Below are 22,147 nucleotides of genomic sequence, written 5' to 3' on the forward strand. Positions count from 1 at the left end.
GTTGGTCTAAAATTTTAAATTGTAAGCAATGCATTTCCAAATTACTTCTTTTTCCATTGTTCAATTTTGCCTTTCATTTCATTATGTGAATGAAAGTTACCTTTTTTGATATTTTCTTCTGCAGCTTCTAAATCGTCCTTATATTCTTGTGAATAGTTTTCAGATGAATTTTTGTGATTATCTAGTTTCCAAGACTTTTGTTCTGCATTATTCAAAAAACTCCAAGCTACAATACGACTATTTTTCTGTCCTTGCGACATTTCAATTGTTTTGAATTCAACAGCATTTACCTTTTTCAAAGTTTTGTAAATAGAAGAAAGATTTTCTTTTTTAGAAACTAAAGTAGTGAACCATAAAACTTGCGAAGCATATTTTGCGCTTTCGTAAATCATTTGTGTTACAAAACCAATTTCGCCGCCGCTGCACCACAATTCTGCGTTTTGTCCTCCGAAGTTTAAAACTGGATTTGTGTTTCTTTTTTCCTTTGGATTCAAATTTGAAACTTTTCTGGAAGTGCTTTTATTGGCTTCTTCTGCCGATGCGTGAAAAGGCGGATTACACATGGTGAATGTAAATCGGTCTTCGGGAATTATAATATTTTTAAAGATAAATCGGGATTCTGTCTGTTGTTGTAAACTGATTGCGTCAATTAATTTTGGATTAGCTTCGATAATTTTACTGCAGTTTTCGATTGCTTTTTTGTCAATATCAGTGGCAACAAAACTCCAGTTGTAAATAGAATGCCCTAATATCGGATAGATTAAATTTGAGCCCGATCCGATATCTAATCCTAAAACAGAATTTCCTTCCGGAATTTGATTGTTGTTTGTTTCGGCTAATAAATCAGCGATATAATGAATGTAATCGGCGCGGCCGGGAATTGGCGGACAAAGATAATTTTTAGGAATATCCCAGTTTTGAATGTCGTAGTACGTTTGCAATAAAGCTTTATTTAAAGTTTTTACCGCATTTGGATTAGCGAAATCAACAGTTTCAATTCCGTATTTATTGATGGAAATAAAAGCTTTTAATTCGGGACAATTTGAAATTAGAAGTTCAAAATCATATCTGGAACGATGAAGATTTCTTGGATGTAAATTGTCTTTTTGGGAATTGTTTTCTGCTTTCATTTTGATTTATTTCGATGCAAAGGTACACATTCCTTTTTTGAAGAAAGATTTATTATGAAACCGATTGTCCTAGCCCTGATGGAAGCGGCATCCTTTTGTGGCGGGGTTCGCCGCAAAAGATATAGCGGACAGCAGGATTAGCTTCTAACTCTTCGACTTTAGAATAACATTATTAATCAAAACATTCCATTAATAACAAATCACCGTTTGTGTGATTAATAGTTACCAAACCGTCTTTTGCAACAGAATTACTGCTTCCGGTTCTGTAACCCATTGTTAAAGTGTCATTTTGCAGAGGATATTCTAAATTTGTAGAATAAATGCCGTTTACAACACCAATTGGAATCAAAGAAATTGGTGTTTTAGCAGTATACCATTTTTCGAATTTTGTTGGAAGCAAAAAGATTTTGGAATGATCGTCGAGAATTACAATTTTAAGTAAATCTCTGTAACGAACAATATTCGTTAAGCTGGTAATTGTGTGATCTGCACGTCTTCCGGTTGCCCAAACTACATTTACGGCTGGAATTTTTCTTTTAACTAAATAATCAAAAGCTTTTTCTAAATCGGTTTTATCCTGATCTGGCGTGTGAACAATTTCAAGTGGATATTGTGAAGTTTTATAAATTTCGGGATCAAAACCTCGGTCAAAATCTCCTAAAAGTACATCAACTTTAATACCCAATTCAATCACCCTTTCTATTGCCGAATCTAAAACGATAACGAGCGGAGACCATTCTAGCAATTGTCCTAATAATTCAGGATCGCAGGCCGCTCCGTTTGCAATTATTAAAGCTGGTTCCTGATCGTCGCGAACTATATGATGTGATGACATGTGAGTTTTTTTGAATGTAACGCAAAGATACGTTTAGAATTTTAGATTGCAGATTTTAGATTTTAGATTTTTTTTGCCACAGATTAAAAGGATTAGAATGATTAATCTTTTTAATCTGTGAAATCTGTGGCTAAATATTATATATCAAGCAATCTTCTATGATAATTGATTTGCCCAACATGATAGGCCAAATGTGTTGAAAGATGAACTAAGAAAAATCCGGTTGTCATTTCTTTTTCAAAAACGATTTCAGGATATATTTTACTTAAATCTTCTTCGGTTAAAATATCCAGTACATCATTTACAACTATAATTGTATTTTCGATTTTATCGATTAATTCTGATTTTGGAATATCTTTTAGTGAAAATTCTAAAGGACGATTTCGAATATATCCAGTTTTTCCAATTTGGGCTCCAATATAAGTATTGATGTTTCCAATTAAATGAAGTGTAAGATTTCCGGCGGAATTAGAAATGTTTTTATCAATTGCCCAAATTTGTTTTTCGAATTCGTATGATTCAATTTCAAATTTGAGTTTATTTAGATCCCTGTTAAAAAGTATTTTTAGTGTTTCGATTAACATATTTTTTATTTGAAGATTAAAAAGAATAATTTGTAGGCAAGCGGTTAATCTCTGTTTTTTATGGGAATCCAGATTTCTTCTTCTGATTCCGGATCTTCTTTTTTGTACTTATGATCCATAACGGCAAAATGCGGTCTGTCGTCAACTGTGTATTTTGAATTAGGAAGCCATTCTGCAAAAATTGTGTGATACGTTTTATGTCCTTCAGAAGCCGGGCCATAATGTATAAAAACGGCATATAGTCCATCTGGAATAATTAAAGTTTCCATTTCTGATGGGACTTCATCATAATTTCCGACTTCTACAGCAGCCCATTTTTGAAATGTTTTGCCTGGATCAAAGTTATCAAAATGACCGTGAGAAAACACTTCAAGTGAATATAAATTCTCGTTAATGGTATTTTTGATTTGCTTTCGTTTTGGCATAAAATTACTCCACAATTGAAATGTTTTGTTTTCGATAAATGACATTTCAATATGTTGTCCGATCAGTTTTTTCTCGGTTAAAGTTTCAATTCTGGCTTCCATGTTTATTATTCTATTTTGAATTTTTTTGTCTGACTTTCGCTAAGTGAAAAATAACCTAAAGGATAATTTGCTTTGTCGGTTGTATTGATGATGTTTCCTTTTACGGTTGCGGGCGGCGATTGAAAAGGACCGCCAACATTACTGCCGGCAATACTTACCAAAATATTCATGTAATTATAATATTGTTTTGAAATGCCGAAATGTGTTATTTCTAATTCATCTCCAGCTTTGAGTTCGTCATCATCAGAAACACTAAAGAATTCATTACCCTGAAAAAACTTATCTTCATCAACATAAAAATTAGAAGTGACTTTATTAGAGTATACATATTTGTATAAATAGAAATTATCTTCATCTGGAGGGTCGTTAAAATAAGCTCTTATTTCGATATCTTTTCCTGTAAATCCGCCTTCGTTATTTTGTTCAATATGCGTAATTGGCGCAACAGATTTTAAAGTTTCAGATGCTGTATAGGTATTTCCTCCGCTAATAACGGTTAGTGTATAAGTTTCATTAATTTCAGGTGCAAAATTATTACAGAGATAGCGTCCTGTTTTTGGAACTTCGGTAAAATTAAATTGCACGTTTTTACTGTTCCTAATATATATAGTTGCTCCGGAAACCGTTGGAATTACTGATTCAAAATAACCTGTTGTTGTCGTTAATTTTACAACCTGCTGTTTTCCCGTCGTACCTTTTTGCCAATTTATGGCGGCTTCGATAACTAATTTTGGAGGAGCAGTATCCAGTTCAACATCTACAACATCTTCACAGCTTGTGAAGAAAACTGATGTAAATAAGACGATTAATGCGATTACTTTTTTCATACTATATCTTTTATTTTCTTTACAGAAATGAATTTTTAAAATTTGAAATTATAACTAACAGCCGGAACTATTCCGAAGATTGATAATCGTACCGCTTCATTTAAACCTGTATCAGAATTTTGTCTAAAGTTGATTGAGGCTGCGTTGCTTCGGTTGTATAAATTATAGATACTAAAAACCCATTCACCTTTCCAGTTCCTGCCTTTATTACTTCGAGGCGTTAAAGTTGCCGAAACATCTAAATGATGATAAGCCGGAAGACGATTTTCATTTCGAAGGCCATAACTTGGAACTGTAATTCCTAAATATTCATATTGTGCGTTTGGATACGTAACCGGCTGCCCGGATTGCAAAGCGAAATTAGCACCAAAAGACCATTTTTCGTTTAAATTATAAGCAGATGTTATCGCCAAATTATGTGTTTTGTCGTAAGGAGTACTATACCATTGTCCATTGTTGATTCCAATTTCTTCCGGAGTTCTTCCAGGCGTTTGCTGTTCTGATTTTGATAAGGTATAAGAAACCCAGCCATTGAATTTGCCTTCGTTTTTTTTAACCATAATTTCTAAACCATAGGCACGCATTCTTCCGTTTAGAATAACTTGTTCGATGGCATTATTGGCAATTAAATCGGCGCCGTCAATATAATCCAATCTGTTCTGTATTTTTTTGTAATACGTTTCAACTTCCAGCGAATAAGCGCCTTCTTTAATGTTTCGGAAATATCCTAAAGCAACCTGATCTGCAATTTGCGGTTTAATATAATTGTCACTTGGCATCCAGACGTCGAGCGGAGTAGGAGATGAAGTATTTGAAATTAATTGAAGATACTGCGCCATACGATTGTAACTCGCTTTTATGGACTGATCGTCATTTAATTGATACGATATTGAAAGTCTTGGTTCGAAATTATTATAATCCTGAATTACTTTGTTTTTGCCGAAATATTTTGTTGAGGTTGGAATTCCTTTTTCATAAACTTCTGTATCTGAATTGAAAACTACCGGACTATTATTGTCGTAATAATTTATGGTTGAAGAACCTAAACGATAAAATAAACTGTAACGTAATCCATACGCCAGTGTTATTCTTTTTGAAAGCTGATTTTCGGCATCTAAATAAATCGAAGGTTCAAATGCATATTTTTTATCTAATTGATCAGGATTAATTCCAGAAGTAGTATTACTTGGTATAATAGTTCCCGGATTGAATTCGTAATAAATGCCGTTTACACCATAATTCAGTTTGAATTTATCTGAAATATAATGTTTGAAATCGTATTTGATATTATAGTTTTGAATTCCCGAATCCCACTTAAAACCGACATAATCCAAATCAAGTCCGTAATAATAATCGCTGTAAATGAGAGATAAATTAGAGAATAATTTATCAGAATATAAATGATTCCAGCGCAGGTTTAAAGTTGAATTTCCGTAAATATTAGTAAAGCTTTTGTTCAAGCTGAAAACATCCCGGCCAAAATATCCGGATAAATATAAATTGTTATTGTCGTTTAATTTATAACTCAGTTTAGCATTTAAATCGTAGAAATAAGCCGAATTATCTTTGTTATCTTCTGAAAGTTTTAAAAATAAATGAGCGTAAGATCCTCTTCCGCCAATTAAAAAAGAACCTTTGTCTTTTACAATTGGACCTTCCAGAAGAAGTCGGCTTGAAACTAAACCAATTCCTCCATTCATGTGGAAATTTTTACTGCTTCCGTCTTTCTGGTAAATATCTAAAACAGAAGAAGCTCTTCCTCCAAATCTTGCCGGAATGCCGCCTTTATACAATTTTAAATCTTTAATCGCATCAGGATTAAAAACTGAGAAAAATCCAAAAACGTGAGAGGAATTGAAGATTGTTGCTTCATCTAACAAAATTAAATTCTGATCTGCACCGCCGCCGCGAACATTAAATCCAGAAGCGCCTTCGCCAGCATTTGTAACTCCGGGAAGTAATAAAATTGATTTTAAGACATCGACTTCACCTAAAACTACGGGCATTTTTTTTATGGTTGAAATGGAGAGTTTGTTAACGCTCATTTCTGGTGATTTGATATTTATTTTCTTCTTATTATCTGTAATGACAACTTCCTGAAGTTCTTCGCCACTTTCGCTGATGGAAAAATTGTTTTTGGTATTTTGGTTTAAAGTGATGGTTTGTTGAATAGTTTGATAACCCACATAACTAATTTCGATTTCATGTTCGCCGCGAGGAACTGTAATGGAATAAAATCCGTATTCGTTTGTTGTCGTTCCTATTTTTAAAGCCGGAATATAGATATTGACACCAATTAAGGTTTCGTTATTTTTTGAATCTTTAATAGTACCGCTTAGCGTAAATTTATCCTGAGAGAAAGAATGAAGTGTGGTAAAAATAATGATAAGAAGGAAACTAATCTTTTTTGTAATCATCGTTTTGGTTTTGAGTTACATAGTTAGCAATTCTTACTAAATATTAGAGTCCAACTATTGTTAAACATTAGTTAAGAATAAAAAAGGGCAGCTTATAAAAGCTGCCCTTTTTGTCTATATTTTAAAAATACACAGCGTGCATTTCTTATTTTATTTTTGCAATAATTGCATTGAATGTTTCACTAGGACGCATAGCTTTGCTTACTAACTCAGGAGTTGGCTGATAGTATCCGCCAATGTTTTGAGCTTTTCCTTGTGCACCAATTAATTCTGCATCGATTTTAGCTTCGTTTGCTTCAAATTCTGCAGCAATAGGAGTAAAGATCGCTTTTAATTCTGCATCTTTATTTTGAGCAGCTAAAGCCTGAGCCCAGTAAAATGCAAGGTAAAAGTGAGAACCACGGTTATCAATTTGTCCAACTTTACGAGCTGGAGATTTATCGTTTGCCAAGAATTTATCGTTTGCTTCGTCAAGAGTTTCAGCTAAAACAATAGATTTAGAATTGTCTAAAGTTTGTCCTAAATGCTCTAATGAAGCACCAAGAGCTAAGAATTCTCCTAATGAATCCCAACGTAAATATCCTTCTTCTGTAAATTGCTCAACGTGTTTTGGAGCAGATCCTCCAGCGCCAGTTTCGAACAATCCACCACCGTTCATTAACGGAACAATAGATAACATTTTTGCAGAAGTTCCAAGTTCTAAAATTGGGAATAAATCTGTTAGGTAATCACGTAAAACGTTTCCTGTTACAGAAATAGTATCTAAACCTTTGATGATTCTGTCTAAAGTAAATTCAGTCGCAGCAACCGGGTTTAAAATACGGATATCTAAGTTTGTAGTATCGTAATCTTTAAGGTATTTTTGAACTTTTACGATCAATTCTCTGTCATGCGCTCTGTTTTCGTCTAACCAGAAAACAGCCGGAGTATGAGATAAACGAGCTCTGTTTACAGCTAGTTTAACCCAGTCCTGAATAGGAGCATCTTTTGCCTGACACATTCTGAAAATATCGTTTGTTTCAACGTTTTGTTCCATTAAAACAGTTCCGTTTGCATCAACAACACGAACAATACCATCACCTTGTATTTGGAAAGTTTTATCGTGAGATCCGTATTCTTCTGCTTTTTGAGCCATTAATCCAACGTTAGGAACACTTCCCATTGTTTTAGGATCAAAAGCACCATGTTTTTTACAGAAATCAATTGTTGCTGTATAAATACCAGAATAAGAACGGTCTGGAATAACTGCAATTGTATCTTGTGCCTTACCATCTTTATTCCACATTTGTCCAGAAGTACGGATCATTGCCGGCATTGAAGCATCAACAATAACATCAGATGGAACGTGTAAGTTTGTAATTCCTTTATCAGAATTAACCATTGCTAAAGCTGGTCCGTTTTCGATCGCTTTTGTAATGTCAGCTTCAACTTCAGCTTGTTCAGGTCTTCCAGCAATTTTTGCGTAGATATCACCTAAACCATTTCTTGTATCAATATTTAATTCTGCAAATAAAGTTTCGTATTTTTTGAAAAGATCAGCAAAATATACTTCAACGATAGCGCCAAAGATAATTGGATCTGAAACTTTCATCATTGTAGCTTTCAAATGCACAGAAAGTAAAACTCCTTCTTTTTTAGCTTCTGCAATAGCATCGGCAGCAAAAGCTTTTAATTTTTTTACACTTAAAACAGAGCTGTCGATGATTTCTCCAGCTTTAAGCGGTGTGCTTGCTTTTAAAACAGTTGTAGTTCCGTCTTTTGCAACAAATTCGATTTTTACATCATTTGCTTCAGCAACAGTAAGTGACTGCTCACTTCCGTAAAAATCACCGTTTGGCATTGAAGCCACTTTAGTTTTTGAATCAGCAGACCATGCACCCATTGAGTGTGGATTTGCTTTTGCAAAGTTTTTAACGGCTCTTGGCGCTCTACGATCAGAGTTTCCTTCACGTAAAACAGGGTTTACAGCAGAACCTAATACTTTTGCATATTTTGCTTTAATTTCCTTTTCAGCATCGTTTTGCGGATCTTCCGGGAAATTAGGAACGTTGTAACCGTGAGATTGTAATTCAGCAATAGCAGCTTTTAATTGTGGTACAGATGCTGAAATGTTTGGTAATTTGATGATGTTAGCTTCTGGTTTTGTTGCTAATTGACCCAATTCAGCAAGAGCATCTACTGTTTTTTGAGCATCTGTTAAAGACTCAGGAAAATTAGATAAAATTCTTCCTGCCAAAGAGATGTCTCTAGTTTCAATAGCAATACCAGCTGTTGAAGTAAAAGCCTGAACAATAGGTAATAAAGAATAAGTCGCTAATAAAGGCGCCTCATCAGTTAAGGTGTAAAAAATTTTTGAATTCTGTGTCATTTTTTTTTTTTTTATAATCGTGTCGTCAAAGAATGGCGATGTAAAAGGTATGAGCTGGCTCAAAATGAGCGGAGCAAATATAATAAAAACAGTCCGAAAACGGTTTAGTTTTCCTGATAATTGCTTAAATTATCAGATTGCTAATACGATTTCGTAAAATTGCTAAATCGATGATTTTGATATTAAAAAATTACGGTTTTGATATTGGTTAAAATAGAGTCATAAAAAAAACTCGTTTCAAATAGTATGAAACGAGTTTTTTATAACAGATTGATAAATGATTATCTTCTTTTATCTTTAATCTTAGCTTTTTTACCAGTAAGTTCTCTGAAGTAGAAAATTCTAGCTCTACGAACTGCACCTTTTTTGTTGATTTCGATTTTTTGTAAAGCTGGTAAGTTTACTGGGAAGATACGCTCAACTCCAATAGCTCCAGACATTTTACGAATCGTGAAAGTTTCTGTGTTACCAGAGCCTCTTCTTTGAATAACAACTCCTTTAAAAAACTGAGTTCTTGTTTTTTCACCCTCTTTAATTTCGTAGAAAACTGTGATAGTATCTCCAGCTCCAAATTCAGGGAAATCTTTTTTAGCAACGAATTCGGTTTGAACGAATTTTAATAAATCTGCCATGATAATTTTATTATTATAGTTTAATAGAGTAACATTCACGGATCTCGCCAGAGGTTAGTCTAATTCGGGTGCAAATGTAGTTAAAAAAAATAAAATTCCAAATAAAATAAATTCCAAATTCCAATTTCTTAACTAGTTGATTAATTGGAATTTGGAATTTTAAAAATTTGGAATTTATTCAAGTAAATCCGGACGTCTGTTTTTTGTATGTTCGTAGGCTTTATCTTCGCGCCATTTGTCAATTTTGGCAAAATGTCCGCTGGTTAAAACTTCCGGAACTTTCCATCCTTTATAATCCGCAGGTCTTGTATATATTGGTCCTGATAGTAAATTGTCCTGAAAACTATCTGTCAACGCTGAGGTTTCATCGCTTAAAACACCAGGGATTAAACGAATTAATGCATCTGATAAAACTAATGCGCCCAATTCTCCGCCAGATAAAACGTAATCTCCAATCGAAATTTCCTTAGTAATAAAATGATCTCTAACACGCTGGTCAACACCTTTATAATGTCCGCATAAAATGATAATGTTTTCGTACATTGACATTTTGTTGGCCATTTTTTGGTTTAAAGTTTCACCGTCGGGAGACATATAAATTACCTCGTCATACTCACGCTGACTTTTAAGATGCGTAATACAATCATCAATAGGCTGAATTGTCATTACCATTCCTGCGCCGCCGCCAAAAGGATAATCGTCTACACTTTTTTGCTTATTAGTGCTGTAGTCGCGAAGATTATGAAAATGTACTTCGACCAAGCCTTTATCAATGGCACGTTTCATAATCGATGCCTCAAAAGGGCTTCTTAATAATTCAGGTAAAAGTGTAACAATGTCAATTCTCATTTTTTCTTCAATAATTTGGGCAAAGATACGAAGTTAAAAATGAAGATGTAATAGGTATAGTCCCTACGGGACAAAAAATCATGTCGATGCAAAATTTTCTATCGATATTTTGTTCCTAACGGAACAATTTGTTTTTGCATATATTGTTTTTATGGGCTATATAAAACCATCAATATTCTATTCTTTGTCTAGATGTATAGTCCCTACGGGACAAAAAAACTTACCGATATTTTTTTCTACCGATATTTTATCCCTAACGGGATATTGTATTGATTTTAATTGGAGTTTATTAAAATAGAATTATGCTAAAAAGTTCCGCTAGGAACATAATATCGGTAGAATAAAGATGGATGAGAATTCAAATGTCCAGTTAGGGACTATATCTTAAAAATAAATAATAATGAAACGAATATTTTTTTGTTTGTATTTGAAAACTATCAAAAAGATATCCCTTTAGGGATAAGATATCGGTAGAAATAATGTTAGATATACGTTCAAATGTCCCGTTAGGGGCTATACATTTCTATTGAAATAAAAAGAAAGAATATTCTTTCTTTTTTATATATTTGAAAACTATCAAAAAATATTCCGCTAGGAATAATATATCGGTAGAAAAAAAATATTTAAGAAAAAATGTCCCGTAGGGACTACACAAAATCATGGCAAATACCTACACCCAAATCCACATTCATTTTGTTTTTGCTGTAAAATATAGACAAGCGGCTATACATAAAAACTGGAAAAATGATTTATATAAATACATTTCAGGAATTATTAAAAACAATAATCATAAGATCTTAGCAATCAATGGTGTTTCAGACCATGTTCATATTTTAATCGGAATAAGACCCGCACAATCAATATCTGAATTGATGAAAAGCATAAAGCAAAATTCATCAAAATGGATAAACGAAAATAAATTTACCAACATTCATTTTGAATGGCAGGAAGGATATGGAGCATTTTCATATAGTAAATCTCAATTAAGTGCAGTTGCTGACTATATAGAGAATCAAGAAGAACATCATAAAAAGAAAACTTTTAAAGAGGAATACATCAATTTTCTCGAAAAATTTGAAGTTGATTATGATGAAAAGTTTATTTTTAAGGAATTAATCTAAAATTGGTTTTTTAATTATATCCAAAACGTAAATGAAAAAAATAACCTTCTTCATTCTTATATTATTATGCGCTTGTAACAAAGAAAAAGCCAAAGAAATCTCAAAACCAGCCTCAAAACAAATTCCAGAAGAAGCTTCCTATTTTAAAGACATTAAAAGAAATGACGTTAAATTGCCGAAACCATCTTATGGAGATTGGCTGTTTTCTCATCCTGAAGATGGACAGACTTTTGAACAGTATTATAGATCTAAGCACATTGTTCCGACTAAAGAGGAGAATATTATTTATATAAAACCGATTGGAAATTTTAATTCTCTGCAAAAGAAACAGATTCAACTTGTTAATGAGTATTTAGGACTCTTTTTTCAATTAAAAACAAAAACATTAGAACCAATTTCTAATGATATAGTTCCAAATTCAGCAAGAAGAATGTCTACGGAAGGTCATGAACAATTACTGGCAGGATATCTTTTAAATGATGTATTAAAAGAAGAAAAACCGGAGAATAGAATTGCATTGATGGGACTTTCTGAATTGGATTTATATCCGAAACCGGAATGGAATTATGTTTTTGGACTTGCTTCCTATAGAGATAAAGTAGGTGTAAGTTCTATTTACAGATTTCAGGATGGTAAACTTACTGCCGAAAATTTTGATTTGTGTTTGGTAAGATTACTCAAAACGAGTTCTCATGAAATTGGACATATGTTTGGAATACACCATTGTATTAATGCTGATTGTGTAATGAATGGTACTAACAGTTTATCTGAAACAGATAGAAGTACGATTCGATTGTGCTCTGTCTGCCAGAGAAAATTAAATTCATGTATTCAATATGATAATAAAAAGAGATTAACCGACTTAGATAATTTTTTTAAAAAAAATAACCTGACTGAGGAATCTGATTCAATGAAAAAAGATATCTCAGTTATTCAATAAAAATGAAGACAATTAAAATAGTTGCCATAACAGGCAGTACAAGAAAAAACTCAAGCAATTTTAAAATTCTAAAATATATTTCAGAACATATAAAATCAGATTTTGAAGTTGAAATTTTTGAAGATTTAGATCGAATTCCGCATTTTAATCCCGATTTAGATACAGAGAATCCACCTGAAGAAATAAGTTTGTTCAGAAATAAAATAATGAAGGCCGATGGAATTATAATCTGTACTCCGGAATATGTTTTTAGTCTGCCCGGAAGTTTGAAGAATGCTTTAGAATGGTGCGTGTCGACCACTATTTTTTCGAATAAAAAAGTCGGATTAATTACGGCTTCTGCTTCTGGAGAAATGGGACACGAACAGCTTTTATTAATTATGAAAACCCTTGAAGCCAAATTTGACGATAATACGCAACTTTTAATTCAGGGCATTCGCGGAAAAATAGATGCTGAAGGGAAAATTACAAACGAAGAAACAGAAATTGCGCTTCAAAACTTTATAAATAATTTTGAGAATCAATTTTTATAGTAGATTTACTTTTCTAAAATTCGATCAAAATGGTTACAAGAAGAAACTTTATTATAAACACAAGTCTGGCTGCTACGGCTGTTCTGGCTTTACCGTCATTAGCATTTTCTATGAATAAAAAAGAAATTGGTTTGCAGTTATATACATTGCGTGAGGAACTTCCGAAAAATGTAAAAGAAACTTTAGAAAAAGTTGCTGCGTCAGGATATACAAATGTAGAAACGTATGGATTTTCTATTAAAGATCAGTTTTGGGGATTGTCTCCAATTGAATTGAAAAAAATATTAGACAATAACAAGTTAAAAGCGGTTAGCGGACATTATAATTTAGGAAGCTATTTATATGACGGAAATACAGCGGAATTAATTGCTGCAATTGAAGCCGCAAAGATTTTAAAAAACGAATTTTTAACCGTTCCGTGGATCGATGAACCTTTTAGGAAAATTGAAGATTATAAAAAGATTGCGCTGCGTTTGAATCAGGCTGCAAAAATGTGCAAAGAAGCAGGGTTAAAATTAGCGTATCACAATCATGATTTCGAATTTCAAAAACATGATGGCGTTACGGGTTATGAAATCTTATTAAATGAAACTGATAAAAATCTGGTTTATTTTGAATTAGATTTATATTGGGTAGTTCGTTCGGGAAATGATCCGCTAAAATTATTTAAAGAAAATCCGGGACGTTTTAAAATGTGGCATGTAAAAGACATGGACAAAGCAAATCAGGCTTTAAATACTGAAATAGGTTCGGGATCAATTGATTTTAAACCTTTTTTCAAAGAAGCAAAACAATCCGGAATGATTCACTTTTTTGTTGAGCAGGAAAATAATTATGCTGGAGATTCTTTTAAATCCATTAAAACAAGTTCAGATTTTATTTCAAAAGAATTGATTTAAAACCGAATCATCAAAATATCTTATTTTTGTAAGAATAAAATTAAAAATCATGCAAAATATTAAAACAAGCAAAGAATTTATAAAAGGAGACGAAATAGAGTGGGAAGTAGTTGGTGAAGGAATCAAACGTAAAATCCTGGCTTTTGATGATAAAGTTATGCTTGTAAATGTTCATTTTGAAACCGGAGGAATTGGTGTTTTACACGAACATTACCACTCTCAGGTAACGTATATCGCAAGCGGAAAATTTGATGTAACCATAAGCGGAGTTACACAAACTTTAAAAGAAGGCGATAGTTTTTATATCCCGCCTCACGCCATTCATGGAGTTGTTTGTTTAGAAAGCGGCATGCTTACAGATGTTTTTAGCCCGGCAAGAGAAGACTTCTTGAAATAGATTAATAAAGAAAATCAGTAAATATCCGCGTCTTCGCGATAGCGAATCTGCGTCATCAGTGTTCTAAAAATTGACGTTGATAAAACGGATTCGCTATCGCGAAGACGCAGATTTAGACAGATTTTATAAAAAAATAACTTTAATTATAAATATTGATGGTATTTTTGTAAAATGAATTTATCTAAAACCAACGTCCTGTTTATGGCAGTTTGCACTGGTCTTATAGTCGCAAATCTTTATTACTGCCAGCCTTTAATTGTTTTAATTGCCAATGAATTTAAAATTCCAGAAGCCAGCGCCGGAACTATAACATATTTAACTCAGGCGGGTTATGCTATTGGGTTATTTTTTATGGTGCCGCTTGGTGATAAATTAGAACGAAAAAAGCAGATTTTAATCACCACTTTTGCCTCTGTAATTGCATTGCTTATTGCAGCAACGGCAAAAAGTTTTTTTATTTTACAAATTGCTTCATTGTTAATCGGAATCACTTCGATTGTACCGCAGCTTATTTTGCCTTTAGCAGCTTCGTTAAGTACGCCAGAACAGCGAGGAAAAGTTATCGGAACTATTATGAGCGGTTTATTAGTCGGAATTTTGCTTTCCAGAACTTTAAGTGGTTTTATTGGAGAAGTTTTAGGTTGGAGATCAATGTTTTATATTGCAGCCGGAATTTGTCTTTTAATCTTTTTTGTCATTCAGAGTAAATTCCCAGTGAATAAACCGCAATTTCAGGGAACTTATGGTCAATTGATTCAGTCTTTATTTACACTTATAAAAACACAGCCGGTTTTGCGTGAAGCTACAGCAATCAACGTTTTCAGTTTTGCCCAGTTTGGAGCTTTCTGGACCACAATGGTTTTACTGCTTTCTGGAGAACTGTTTCATTTTAACAGTGCCACCATTGGTTTATTCGGAATTGTTGGTGCTTCCGGAGCTTTGGCTGCGCCTTTGGTTGGAAAAATTGGAGACAAAGGAAATTCAAGAATTGCAGTTGGTTACGGGTGTTTATTAATCCTGATAAGTTTCTTGATTTTTTATTTTTCTATAGAAAGCGTAATCGGAATTGCAATTGGAATTGTCTTTATTGATATCGGAATTCAGGGCGTTCATATTTCAAACCAAACCAGAGTGTATTCATTATTGCCAGAAGCAAGAAACAGACTAAATACAGTATTTATGTCGTTTAGCTTTTTAGGAACTGCCGCGGGATCTGCCTACGGATTATTATTGTGGAAACTGGGCGGATGGCATACTGTAACAATTGGCTGTATGGTTTTATCTGCATTGTCATTAGCCGTTTACGGACTTACTTATAAATCATCCCGAAAGGTCGGGACTAAAAAATAGAAAGCACAAATTGATATAAAATTAATTTGTAAATTTGCGTTCAATTAAAAAATAACAACATGGAAAACGGAATATACGCTAAATTCAACACAAGCAAAGGTTCGATTTTAGTTAAACTTACACACGACTTAACACCAGGAACCGTAGGGAATTTTGTAGCTCTTGCAGAAGGAAATATGGAAAATAAAGTAAAACCTCAGGGACAAAAATTCTACGATGGATTAAACTTTCACAGAGTAATTCCTGATTTTATGATTCAGGGTGGTTGTCCTAAAGGAACTGGAACTGGAGATCCGGGTTACAAATTTGATGATGAATTTGATCCAAGTTTAAAACACGATCGTCCGGGAGTTTTATCTATGGCAAATTCTGGACCTGGAAGTAATGGTTCTCAATTTTTTATCACACACGTTCCAACTCCTTGGTTAGACGGAAAACATAGTGTTTTTGGTCACGTTGTAGAAGGACAAGATGTAGTTGATGCTGTTGCTCAAGGTGATGCTTTAGAGACTTTAGAAATCATCAGAGTTGGAGAAGAAGCTCAAAAATGGAATGCTATTGAAGCTTTTATTGGTTTAAAAGGTGCTCGCCTTAAACGTGAAGCAGCTTTAAAAGCAGAATCTGAAGCAAAAATGGAACAATTAGCAGCTGGTTTTGATAAAACAGAAAGCGGTTTACGTTACAAAATGATCCAAAAAGGTGAAGGTAAAAGAGCTGAAGCTGGAAAAACAGTTTCTGTTCACTACGAAGGATCTTTAGAAAACGGAAAAGTTTTTGATTCTTCTTACCCACGTAAAAAACCAATCGAATTCAAATTAGGAGTTGGACAAGTTATTGAAGGATGGGACGAAGGTATTGCTTTATTACAAGTTGGAGACAAAGCTCGTTTTGTAATTCCATCTGATTTAGCTTACGGTCCATCTGGAGCTGGAGGAGTTATCCCGCCAAACGCAACATTGATTTTTGACGTTGAATTAATGGACGTTAAATAAGGATTTACAAGCAATTTAGTATTGTTTTAAATAGCAATCCCATTCGCAAGCCGAATGGGATTTTTTTTATATTTACTATAAAAACCAGAGACAATGAAAAATATTTTAATCCTTGCAGCACTTGCTTTATTTGTGGTTTCCTGCGGAACTCAAAAAGCACCAGCTGTTGCTGCTACTCCTGCCGAACCTGCAAAAACGGTGGCATTAACTCCTGAATTAGAAGCAGGTAGAGATTTGTATGAAAACAATTGTGCAAAATGCCACAAATTGAAAGATCCAAAGAAATACACAAAAGAAGAATGGGGACCAATTTTGGTTAGAATGGGCAAAAAAGCGAAGTTAGATGAAACCCAAATGGCATCAATTACAGATTACATTCATTCGCAATTATAATTTGTATTTAGAAAAAAAACAAAAAACCTGTTCAAATTGTTGAACAGGTTTTTTGTTTTCAAATAGATATAAAAAAACACCTTCACAAAATGAGGTGTTTAAAAAGTTAGGAATGATGTACAGCCGTATTGTCTACCGCGATAATTTTTAAAGTTTTGACACCAGCCGGCATTTCCCAGTCAACTTCGTCATTTTCTTTAAAACCAATAATAGCAACACTTAAAGGTGCCAGAATTGAAATTTTAGATTGCTTTATATCTGCGGATGAAGGTAAAACAATTTGAACTTTCATTTGCTTCTTCGCTATTACATCTTCAATTGTTACAACAGAATTTATTCTGATAACAGAGTTGTCGAGTTCGCTTTCCTTGCTTATTACAGCGCGGTCTAATTCTTGCGAAAGCTGATTTGCTTCTTTAGTATTTGTTGAATTTTTACTTTTTAAAATCAATTCCCTTAAAAATTGATAATCTGATTTACAGAAAGTGGGTGTTGGTTTCATATCTATATTGAATTTATTGTTATTGAATTTGAATGATTTTTCTTCTTTTATGCTTTCTAAAGCGAGTTGTCGCTCATCTTGTTTAAAAAAAGACAAGCGTGTAAAGTATTTAGTTTGAAAAACAAAAAAGTATCTGACCAAAACTTAAATTTTGTCAAATAAGTAAATGTTTAAATCGATGTAAATCCTCCGCCTGAAAGAAGAATTGAAATAGACGGAGGCCTAATTAATAAAGGCCTTACTATGTGAAATAAATACAGCCGAAAGCGATTTTCTCTTACAAGAAAACGCAGGTCTAAAAACTGTAAATATTGTTATAGTGTTCACAATGAGTGATTTTAATTATGATCTGCAAAGATAGGTAAAGTTTTTTGATTCTTACAAATTTTATTTCCATTTGATATTACACCCAATGCTTGGTTTCTGAATTTCATTCAAGATTCGGTTGTAAATTAAGGCATCAATTGCATTTCTTAAATCAGTTCCGCTTAACGGAATTCCGTTTCCGGGTCTTGAATCATCAAGTTGTCCTCTGTAAAACAATTTATCCTGATTATCGAATAAATAAAAATCGGGCGTGCAGGCTGCATCGTATGCTTTTGCTGTTTCCTGTGTTTCATCAAATAAGTAAGGGAAATCAATTTTATGCTGTAAAGCAAAATCAGTCATTAATTCTGGAGAATCCTGAGGATATTTCACGATATCGTTACTTGAAATAGCAATAATACCAAGTCCCTGAACACGATAATCATTTGAGATCATCACGATTTCATTAATAACATGAAGTACAAACGGGCAGTGATTACACATAAAAATAACAAGCGTACCTTTTGATCCTTTTAAATCTTCAAACGAATAAGTATTATTCGAATTCGTATCTTTTAGATAAAATTCTGGAGCAATTGTTCCAAGCGGAATCATATTTGAAGGAGTGCGTGCCATTTTTACAGAAATTAATACTCAAAAATAGCCTTTAAATTCTGTATAAAAAAGAGCACAGGAAGAATTGTATTTTTTTGCCACAGATTGCACGAATTAAAAAGATTATAAAATTTTAAAACAGTTTTAATCTGCAGAAAAAAATCCTTTTAATCTGTATAATCTGTGGCTAAACTTATTTATGAATTTAAAAATTCAAGTAAATCTTCGTTTAATTTGTCTCTGTCTGTATAAAACAAACCATGCGGAGCGCCTTCGTAAATAATGTATGTATTATTTGCAATAGCTTCAGAAGCTTTTTTAGACGTTAAATCGATAGGAACGATTTTATCGTCATTTCCGTGAATAATTAAAGTTGGAACTGTTATAGTGCTTAATTCGTCTCTAAAATCAGTAAAAGAAAAAGATTCGGCACATTTTAAAGTTGCGTGTGGAGAAGCAAAAGAACAAAGCATTCTGTAATATTCTAATAAAGCTGTGCTTAACGGTTTATTGATAATATTTACGCCAAAGAATGTCTTACCAAAATTATCAACAAATCCAATTCGGTCTTCCTTGATTGCTGCTGCGGTAGTTTCACTTTTTTCTCTTGGATGTCCGTCTGGATTATCTTCTGTTTTTAATAAAAAAGGAATAATCGACGAAATCAAAGCGGCTTTTGCAACACCTTTTCCCTGATATCTGCTAAAATAACGAACCACTTCACCGCCGCCCATAGAAAATCCAACCAAAGTCACATTCTCTAATTCCAGCTGGTTTATAATTTCGCTTAAATCATCTGTTAAAGTATCATAATCATATCCTTCCCAAGGCTGTGAAGATTTACCAAAACCACGGCGGTCGTAGGCAATTACACGGTAATTATTTTTAACCAAATATTCAACCTGATATTCCCACATTTCGTTAGAAAGCGGCCATCCGTGAATTAAAATAACTGGTTTTCCTTTTCCGTAATCCTTTACATAAAGCTTTACGTTTTTAGCAGTTTCAATGAATTTATCTGTATTTAATTGATGAATATCAAAATCTAAATCCCTTAGAGTTGGATTGGCATTTATTACACTATTTTCCATTTTTATATTTTTTACTAATTAGTTACTAATGCATGTGTAGTAAAATTAAACCTAGTATAAAAAAAATAGGTTATAGAATTAGTTGTATTACTTACAAAATTTATAGGTTTGTAAATAAACAATTTTCAAAATGGATTTAACCTGGAACGAATTCGAAAGAACAGATATGCGCGTAGGAACTATCATCGAAGTAAATGATTTTCCCGAAGCCAGAAAACCTGCATTTCAATTAACAATAGATTTTGGTGCCGAAATAGGTATCAGAAAATCATCTGCACAAATTACAAAACGATACAAAAAAGAAGATTTACTAAACAGACAAATTGTCGCGGTTGTAAATTTCCCCAAAAAACAAATCGGAAAATTTATGAGCGAATGTCTGGTTCTTGGTGCTGTAGGCGAGGAGGGAGATGTTATTTTATTAGCTCCTGATTTTAAAATTCCTAATGGGCTTCGAATAGGGTAGTTTTTTAGTTTTCAGTCGCAGTCACAGTTTTTTTAGCCACAGATTTCACGGATTAAAAGGATTTTTGATTTTGCAGTTAATTTTTGCCACGAATTACACTAATTTACACGAATTATTTTTTAACTCCAGCTTTGTGACCTTTAATAAATCAAAGATTTCGCAAACTTTTAATAAAAAACTTTGTGGACTTTGCGTAACATCTTCGCGGCCTTTGCGGTTAAATTTTAGTCGCAGTCCCAGTTTTCAGTTTGCCACTAATTACACTAATTTACACGAATTATTCTTTAAGTGCCAGCTTTGTGACCTTTAATAAATCAAAGATTTCGCAAACTTTTAATAAAAAACTTTGCGAACTTTGCGAACTTTGCGTAACATCTTCGCGACCTTCGCGGTTAAATTCGCATGCAAAGCTTTAGTTTTTAGAATCTATTTTTGTAATTAATTGTTGTAAAATCAACTGTCCTTCTTCCCAATATCTTAAATCAGAATCAGAGTTAATGTGGCCTTGTTCACCAACGTTTACGAAATCACTTCCCCATTTTTCTGCAAAATATTGTTTTCTTTCGAATAACGCATACGGATCATTTTCGCTCGCCACAACAATCGACGGAAAAGGCAATTTATAAAGCGGCATTGGAGAAAAATTTCTAATAATATCTGGAGTATGTTCTGGTGAATCAACATCGGCTGGAGCGACTAATAAAGCACCAATAATATTTTTATTCGAATTACTTTCTGCCCAATGTAAAACTAAAGAAACAGCAAGACTGTGCGCTACTAAAATCGTTGGACTTTCTAATTTAGAAACGGCTTCGTTTAAGCGGGCAATCCAATCTTCGCGAACAGGCTCGTCCCAATTATCCTGAACTAAACGAATTGAATTTTTAAATTTTTCATGCCAAAAAGTCTGCCAGTGTTTCTCTCCGGAATTTCCTAATCCAGGTAAAATTAAAAGTTGTGTTTCCATTGCCGTGGAATTATATGTTTATTTCTTAGTTTGTTTTTCTTTTAAAATTCGGTTGACTTCGTTTACCAATAGCGGAAAACCAGGTTCAGTCATTCCATGGCCGTAGCCGTCTAATTCGTAAAGTTTAGTATGCGTGTGTCCAACTAATTTCATCATTCTTGCCATGTATGCGTTTTCTTCATATCGGCCTAACATTTCCAGTTCACGATCTCCGGTAATTAATAAAAGCGGCGGAGCATCGGCGCGAACGTGATACAAAGGCGCAAAAGCATCAATTGTAGGTTGTTTTTCAGGAATTCCATTTTCTCGTCTAACTTCAAAATGCGTAATACATTGTCCGCTAAACGGAATAAGCCCAGCAATTTTATTAGCATCAATTCCTTCTTTTTGTAGCCATTTTTTATCTAAACCAATCATCATATCTAAATATCCTCCGGCAGAATGACCAGAAAGAAATATTAAAGAAGAATCACCGCCATAATTGCTGATATTATTAAATGCCCAGGCAACAGCCGCCGCCGCATCTTCAATAGCTTTTACCGTTTTTGCTTTTGGAGACAATCTGTAATTTACACCAATAATGGCAAAACCTTTATTTTTTAAAGCTTCAGGAATTTCTTTATTTCCGCCCGTTAAACCTCCACCATGAAACCAGACAATTGTAGCAAAGCCTTTTGTGTTTTTTGGATAATAAATATCCAGAACACATCTTTCGTTAATGTAACTGTCGGATTTATTTATTTCTGAAGAATAATATTGAATGTTTGATTTTGTTTCATATTCTGTTTTTTGAGCAGATGCTGAAAACGTAATAAAAATGAAACTAAATAAGAAAAGTAATTTTTTCATTTTGAAATAGTTGAATTGCATTTAATAATCTTAAATTCCAAATTTTAAATTCCAAATTCCAAAATATAAAAATCTAAAATCTACAGTCTACAATCTAAAATCGAGAACTTAAATATATAAAAAAAGTCCAAAAATGCTGCACATATTGGACTTGAACTTTTAGAAAAGTTATATAAGATTAAATATCGTCAAAATCAATATCAGTAAAGCTAGATCTTGGTGTTTCAGCTTTATCAGAACCGTATTCTTTTTTAAAATCTTTTTGATGTCTTTCAGAGATTACTTCTTCACCTTTGTGGTTCAAAACGTATGAAGTCATTTCTTCTAGTATTTCGGCAAAAGCACTAAAATCTTCTTTGTATAAATAAATTTTGTGTTTTTTAAAGTGAAAAGAACCATCTTCTTCTGTAAACTTTTTGCTTTCGGTAATCGTAATATAATAATCGTCAGCTTTAGTAGCTCTCACATCAAAGAAATAAGTTCTTCTTCCTGCTCGTAATACTTTAGAAAAAATCTCTTCTTTTTCTAACATGTCATTTTCTCTCATAATACGTTCT

24 protein-coding genes are annotated in these 22,147 nt (G+C 33.3%); 9 read left to right on the forward strand and 15 right to left on the reverse strand.

Going from position 1 to position 22,147, the window contains the following annotated elements:
• Positions 1 to 41 precede the first annotated feature (41 nt).
• From rlmF to trmD, 9 genes are all read right to left on the reverse strand, one after another.
• The gene (gene rlmF / locus APR43_RS18655; protein WP_240514972.1) at positions 42 to 1,130 is read right to left on the reverse strand and encodes a 23S rRNA (adenine(1618)-N(6))-methyltransferase RlmF; all 1,089 of its coding nucleotides are present in this window, start codon (positions 1,128 to 1,130) and stop codon (positions 42 to 44) included.
• A 172-nt stretch (positions 1,131 to 1,302) separates the two neighbouring features.
• Complete coding sequence (locus APR43_RS18660) at positions 1,303 to 1,965, reverse strand: thiamine diphosphokinase (RefSeq protein ID WP_053471059.1); 663 nt, start codon at positions 1,963 to 1,965, stop codon at positions 1,303 to 1,305.
• 137 nt (positions 1,966 to 2,102) lie between these two features.
• Positions 2,103 to 2,549: a DinB family protein gene (locus APR43_RS18665; protein ID WP_053471058.1), complete on the reverse strand. Its 447-nt coding sequence runs from the start codon at positions 2,547 to 2,549 to the stop codon at positions 2,103 to 2,105.
• A 44-nt stretch (positions 2,550 to 2,593) separates the two neighbouring features.
• Positions 2,594 to 3,076 (reverse strand): GyrI-like domain-containing protein, encoded by a 483-nt coding sequence (locus APR43_RS18670; protein ID WP_053471057.1) that lies wholly within the window; start codon positions 3,074 to 3,076, stop codon positions 2,594 to 2,596.
• A gap of 5 nt (positions 3,077 to 3,081) precedes the next feature.
• Complete coding sequence (locus tag APR43_RS18675) at positions 3,082 to 3,903, reverse strand: DUF4249 domain-containing protein (protein ID WP_053471056.1); 822 nt, start codon at positions 3,901 to 3,903, stop codon at positions 3,082 to 3,084.
• A gap of 35 nt (positions 3,904 to 3,938) precedes the next feature.
• On the reverse strand, positions 3,939 to 6,320 hold the full coding sequence (locus APR43_RS18680; RefSeq protein ID WP_053471055.1) for a TonB-dependent receptor: 2,382 nt from the start codon (positions 6,318 to 6,320) through the stop codon (positions 3,939 to 3,941).
• Positions 6,321 to 6,465: 145 nt separating this feature from the next.
• On the reverse strand, positions 6,466 to 8,688 hold the full coding sequence (locus tag APR43_RS18685) for an NADP-dependent isocitrate dehydrogenase (protein WP_053471054.1): 2,223 nt from the start codon (positions 8,686 to 8,688) through the stop codon (positions 6,466 to 6,468).
• 281 nt (positions 8,689 to 8,969) lie between these two features.
• Complete coding sequence (rplS, locus tag APR43_RS18690) at positions 8,970 to 9,320, reverse strand: 50S ribosomal protein L19 (RefSeq protein ID WP_053471187.1); 351 nt, start codon at positions 9,318 to 9,320, stop codon at positions 8,970 to 8,972.
• A 174-nt stretch (positions 9,321 to 9,494) separates the two neighbouring features.
• Positions 9,495 to 10,169, reverse strand: a complete 675-nt coding sequence (trmD, locus tag APR43_RS18695) for a tRNA (guanosine(37)-N1)-methyltransferase TrmD (RefSeq protein ID WP_053471053.1) — start codon at positions 10,167 to 10,169, stop codon at positions 9,495 to 9,497.
• A 659-nt stretch (positions 10,170 to 10,828) separates the two neighbouring features.
• Here trmD and tnpA point away from each other — a divergent pair.
• The 8 genes from tnpA to APR43_RS18735 all read left to right on the forward strand — a co-directional run bounded on the left by tnpA (position 10,829) and on the right by APR43_RS18735 (position 16,794).
• Complete coding sequence (gene tnpA / locus APR43_RS18700; RefSeq protein WP_053471052.1) at positions 10,829 to 11,290, forward strand: IS200/IS605 family transposase; 462 nt, start codon at positions 10,829 to 10,831, stop codon at positions 11,288 to 11,290.
• 31 nt (positions 11,291 to 11,321) lie between these two features.
• Positions 11,322 to 12,230: an archaemetzincin gene (locus APR43_RS18705; protein ID WP_053471051.1), complete on the forward strand. Its 909-nt coding sequence runs from the start codon at positions 11,322 to 11,324 to the stop codon at positions 12,228 to 12,230.
• A 2-nt stretch (positions 12,231 to 12,232) separates the two neighbouring features.
• The gene (locus APR43_RS18710; RefSeq protein WP_053471050.1) at positions 12,233 to 12,763 is read left to right on the forward strand and encodes an NADPH-dependent FMN reductase; all 531 of its coding nucleotides are present in this window, start codon (positions 12,233 to 12,235) and stop codon (positions 12,761 to 12,763) included.
• 29 nt (positions 12,764 to 12,792) lie between these two features.
• Positions 12,793 to 13,662: a sugar phosphate isomerase/epimerase family protein gene (locus tag APR43_RS18715; RefSeq protein WP_053471049.1), complete on the forward strand. Its 870-nt coding sequence runs from the start codon at positions 12,793 to 12,795 to the stop codon at positions 13,660 to 13,662.
• Between the two features lie 49 nt (positions 13,663 to 13,711).
• A complete protein-coding gene (locus APR43_RS18720) occupies positions 13,712 to 14,059 on the forward strand; it encodes a cupin domain-containing protein (RefSeq protein WP_053471048.1) in 348 nt (115 codons plus the stop codon).
• A 201-nt stretch (positions 14,060 to 14,260) separates the two neighbouring features.
• Positions 14,261 to 15,409, forward strand: a complete 1,149-nt coding sequence (locus APR43_RS18725) for an MFS transporter (protein ID WP_240514973.1) — start codon at positions 14,261 to 14,263, stop codon at positions 15,407 to 15,409.
• 59 nt (positions 15,410 to 15,468) lie between these two features.
• Positions 15,469 to 16,401: a peptidylprolyl isomerase gene (locus tag APR43_RS18730; protein ID WP_053471046.1), complete on the forward strand. Its 933-nt coding sequence runs from the start codon at positions 15,469 to 15,471 to the stop codon at positions 16,399 to 16,401.
• A gap of 93 nt (positions 16,402 to 16,494) precedes the next feature.
• Entirely contained in the window at positions 16,495 to 16,794 is a 300-nt protein-coding gene (locus APR43_RS18735) for a c-type cytochrome (RefSeq protein WP_053471045.1), read from the forward strand.
• A 106-nt stretch (positions 16,795 to 16,900) separates the two neighbouring features.
• On the opposite strand, the gene APR43_RS18740 is transcribed toward APR43_RS18735, so the two are convergent.
• The 3 genes from APR43_RS18740 to APR43_RS18750 all read right to left on the reverse strand — a co-directional run bounded on the left by APR43_RS18740 (position 16,901) and on the right by APR43_RS18750 (position 19,308).
• On the reverse strand, positions 16,901 to 17,296 hold the full coding sequence (locus APR43_RS18740; RefSeq protein ID WP_053471186.1) for a GreA/GreB family elongation factor: 396 nt from the start codon (positions 17,294 to 17,296) through the stop codon (positions 16,901 to 16,903).
• A gap of 387 nt (positions 17,297 to 17,683) precedes the next feature.
• The gene (locus tag APR43_RS18745; protein ID WP_053471044.1) at positions 17,684 to 18,238 is read right to left on the reverse strand and encodes a thioredoxin family protein; all 555 of its coding nucleotides are present in this window, start codon (positions 18,236 to 18,238) and stop codon (positions 17,684 to 17,686) included.
• A 176-nt stretch (positions 18,239 to 18,414) separates the two neighbouring features.
• On the reverse strand, positions 18,415 to 19,308 hold the full coding sequence (locus APR43_RS18750; RefSeq protein WP_053471043.1) for an alpha/beta fold hydrolase: 894 nt from the start codon (positions 19,306 to 19,308) through the stop codon (positions 18,415 to 18,417).
• 130 nt (positions 19,309 to 19,438) lie between these two features.
• Here APR43_RS18750 and APR43_RS18755 point away from each other — a divergent pair, with 130 nt between their 5' ends.
• The gene (locus APR43_RS18755) at positions 19,439 to 19,774 is read left to right on the forward strand and encodes a tRNA-binding protein (RefSeq protein WP_053471042.1); all 336 of its coding nucleotides are present in this window, start codon (positions 19,439 to 19,441) and stop codon (positions 19,772 to 19,774) included.
• A gap of 412 nt (positions 19,775 to 20,186) precedes the next feature.
• Here APR43_RS18755 and APR43_RS18760 read toward each other — a convergent pair whose 3' ends face one another.
• The 3 genes from APR43_RS18760 to APR43_RS18770 all read right to left on the reverse strand — a co-directional run bounded on the left by APR43_RS18760 (position 20,187) and on the right by APR43_RS18770 (position 22,137).
• The gene (locus APR43_RS18760; RefSeq protein ID WP_053471041.1) at positions 20,187 to 20,741 is read right to left on the reverse strand and encodes an RBBP9/YdeN family alpha/beta hydrolase; all 555 of its coding nucleotides are present in this window, start codon (positions 20,739 to 20,741) and stop codon (positions 20,187 to 20,189) included.
• A gap of 18 nt (positions 20,742 to 20,759) precedes the next feature.
• Positions 20,760 to 21,590 carry an alpha/beta hydrolase gene (locus APR43_RS18765; RefSeq protein ID WP_053471185.1) on the reverse strand — a complete coding sequence of 277 codons (831 nt, stop codon included), beginning with the start codon at positions 21,588 to 21,590 and terminating at the stop codon, positions 20,760 to 20,762.
• Positions 21,591 to 21,768: 178 nt separating this feature from the next.
• Positions 21,769 to 22,137, reverse strand: coding sequence for a PUR family DNA/RNA-binding protein (locus APR43_RS18770; RefSeq protein WP_053471040.1), 369 nt, complete (start codon positions 22,135 to 22,137; stop codon positions 21,769 to 21,771).
• Positions 22,138 to 22,147: the final 10 nt, after the last annotated feature.

This window comes from Flavobacterium sp. NLM (assembly GCF_002210235.1).
In the GTDB taxonomy this organism is placed as follows: domain Bacteria; phylum Bacteroidota; class Bacteroidia; order Flavobacteriales; family Flavobacteriaceae; genus Flavobacterium; species Flavobacterium panici.

Excerpts from the sequence above, each read along its gene's own strand:
- APR43_RS18715 (WP_053471049.1), top strand. The coding sequence starts at position 12,793 with ATGGTTACAAGAAGAAACTTTATTATAAACACAAGTCTGGCTGCTACG.
- APR43_RS18670 (WP_053471057.1), bottom strand. The coding sequence starts at position 3,076 with ATGGAAGCCAGAATTGAAACTTTAACCGAGAAAAAACTGATCGGACAA.
- APR43_RS18740 (WP_053471186.1), bottom strand. The coding sequence starts at position 17,296 with ATGAAACCAACACCCACTTTCTGTAAATCAGATTATCAATTTTTAAGG.
- APR43_RS18705 (WP_053471051.1), top strand. The coding sequence starts at position 11,322 with ATGAAAAAAATAACCTTCTTCATTCTTATATTATTATGCGCTTGTAAC.
- APR43_RS18750 (WP_053471043.1), bottom strand. The coding sequence starts at position 19,308 with ATGGAAAATAGTGTAATAAATGCCAATCCAACTCTAAGGGATTTAGAT.
- APR43_RS18665 (WP_053471058.1), bottom strand. The coding sequence starts at position 2,549 with ATGTTAATCGAAACACTAAAAATACTTTTTAACAGGGATCTAAATAAA.
- APR43_RS18710 (WP_053471050.1), top strand. The coding sequence starts at position 12,233 with ATGAAGACAATTAAAATAGTTGCCATAACAGGCAGTACAAGAAAAAAC.
- APR43_RS18725 (WP_240514973.1), top strand. The coding sequence starts at position 14,261 with ATGGCAGTTTGCACTGGTCTTATAGTCGCAAATCTTTATTACTGCCAG.
- tnpA (WP_053471052.1), top strand. The coding sequence starts at position 10,829 with ATGGCAAATACCTACACCCAAATCCACATTCATTTTGTTTTTGCTGTA.
- APR43_RS18680 (WP_053471055.1), bottom strand. The coding sequence starts at position 6,320 with ATGATTACAAAAAAGATTAGTTTCCTTCTTATCATTATTTTTACCACA.
- APR43_RS18735 (WP_053471045.1), top strand. The coding sequence starts at position 16,495 with ATGAAAAATATTTTAATCCTTGCAGCACTTGCTTTATTTGTGGTTTCC.
- APR43_RS18730 (WP_053471046.1), top strand. The coding sequence starts at position 15,469 with ATGGAAAACGGAATATACGCTAAATTCAACACAAGCAAAGGTTCGATT.
- APR43_RS18660 (WP_053471059.1), bottom strand. The coding sequence starts at position 1,965 with ATGTCATCACATCATATAGTTCGCGACGATCAGGAACCAGCTTTAATA.
- APR43_RS18720 (WP_053471048.1), top strand. The coding sequence starts at position 13,712 with ATGCAAAATATTAAAACAAGCAAAGAATTTATAAAAGGAGACGAAATA.
- APR43_RS18745 (WP_053471044.1), bottom strand. The coding sequence starts at position 18,238 with ATGGCACGCACTCCTTCAAATATGATTCCGCTTGGAACAATTGCTCCA.
- APR43_RS18755 (WP_053471042.1), top strand. The coding sequence starts at position 19,439 with ATGGATTTAACCTGGAACGAATTCGAAAGAACAGATATGCGCGTAGGA.
- trmD (WP_053471053.1), bottom strand. The coding sequence starts at position 10,169 with ATGAGAATTGACATTGTTACACTTTTACCTGAATTATTAAGAAGCCCT.
- APR43_RS18685 (WP_053471054.1), bottom strand. The coding sequence starts at position 8,688 with ATGACACAGAATTCAAAAATTTTTTACACCTTAACTGATGAGGCGCCT.
- rlmF (WP_240514972.1), bottom strand. The coding sequence starts at position 1,130 with ATGAAAGCAGAAAACAATTCCCAAAAAGACAATTTACATCCAAGAAAT.
- APR43_RS18760 (WP_053471041.1), bottom strand. The coding sequence starts at position 20,741 with ATGGAAACACAACTTTTAATTTTACCTGGATTAGGAAATTCCGGAGAG.
- APR43_RS18770 (WP_053471040.1), bottom strand. The coding sequence starts at position 22,137 with ATGAGAGAAAATGACATGTTAGAAAAAGAAGAGATTTTTTCTAAAGTA.
- rplS (WP_053471187.1), bottom strand. The coding sequence starts at position 9,320 with ATGGCAGATTTATTAAAATTCGTTCAAACCGAATTCGTTGCTAAAAAA.
- APR43_RS18765 (WP_053471185.1), bottom strand. The coding sequence starts at position 21,590 with ATGAAAAAATTACTTTTCTTATTTAGTTTCATTTTTATTACGTTTTCA.
- APR43_RS18675 (WP_053471056.1), bottom strand. The coding sequence starts at position 3,903 with ATGAAAAAAGTAATCGCATTAATCGTCTTATTTACATCAGTTTTCTTC.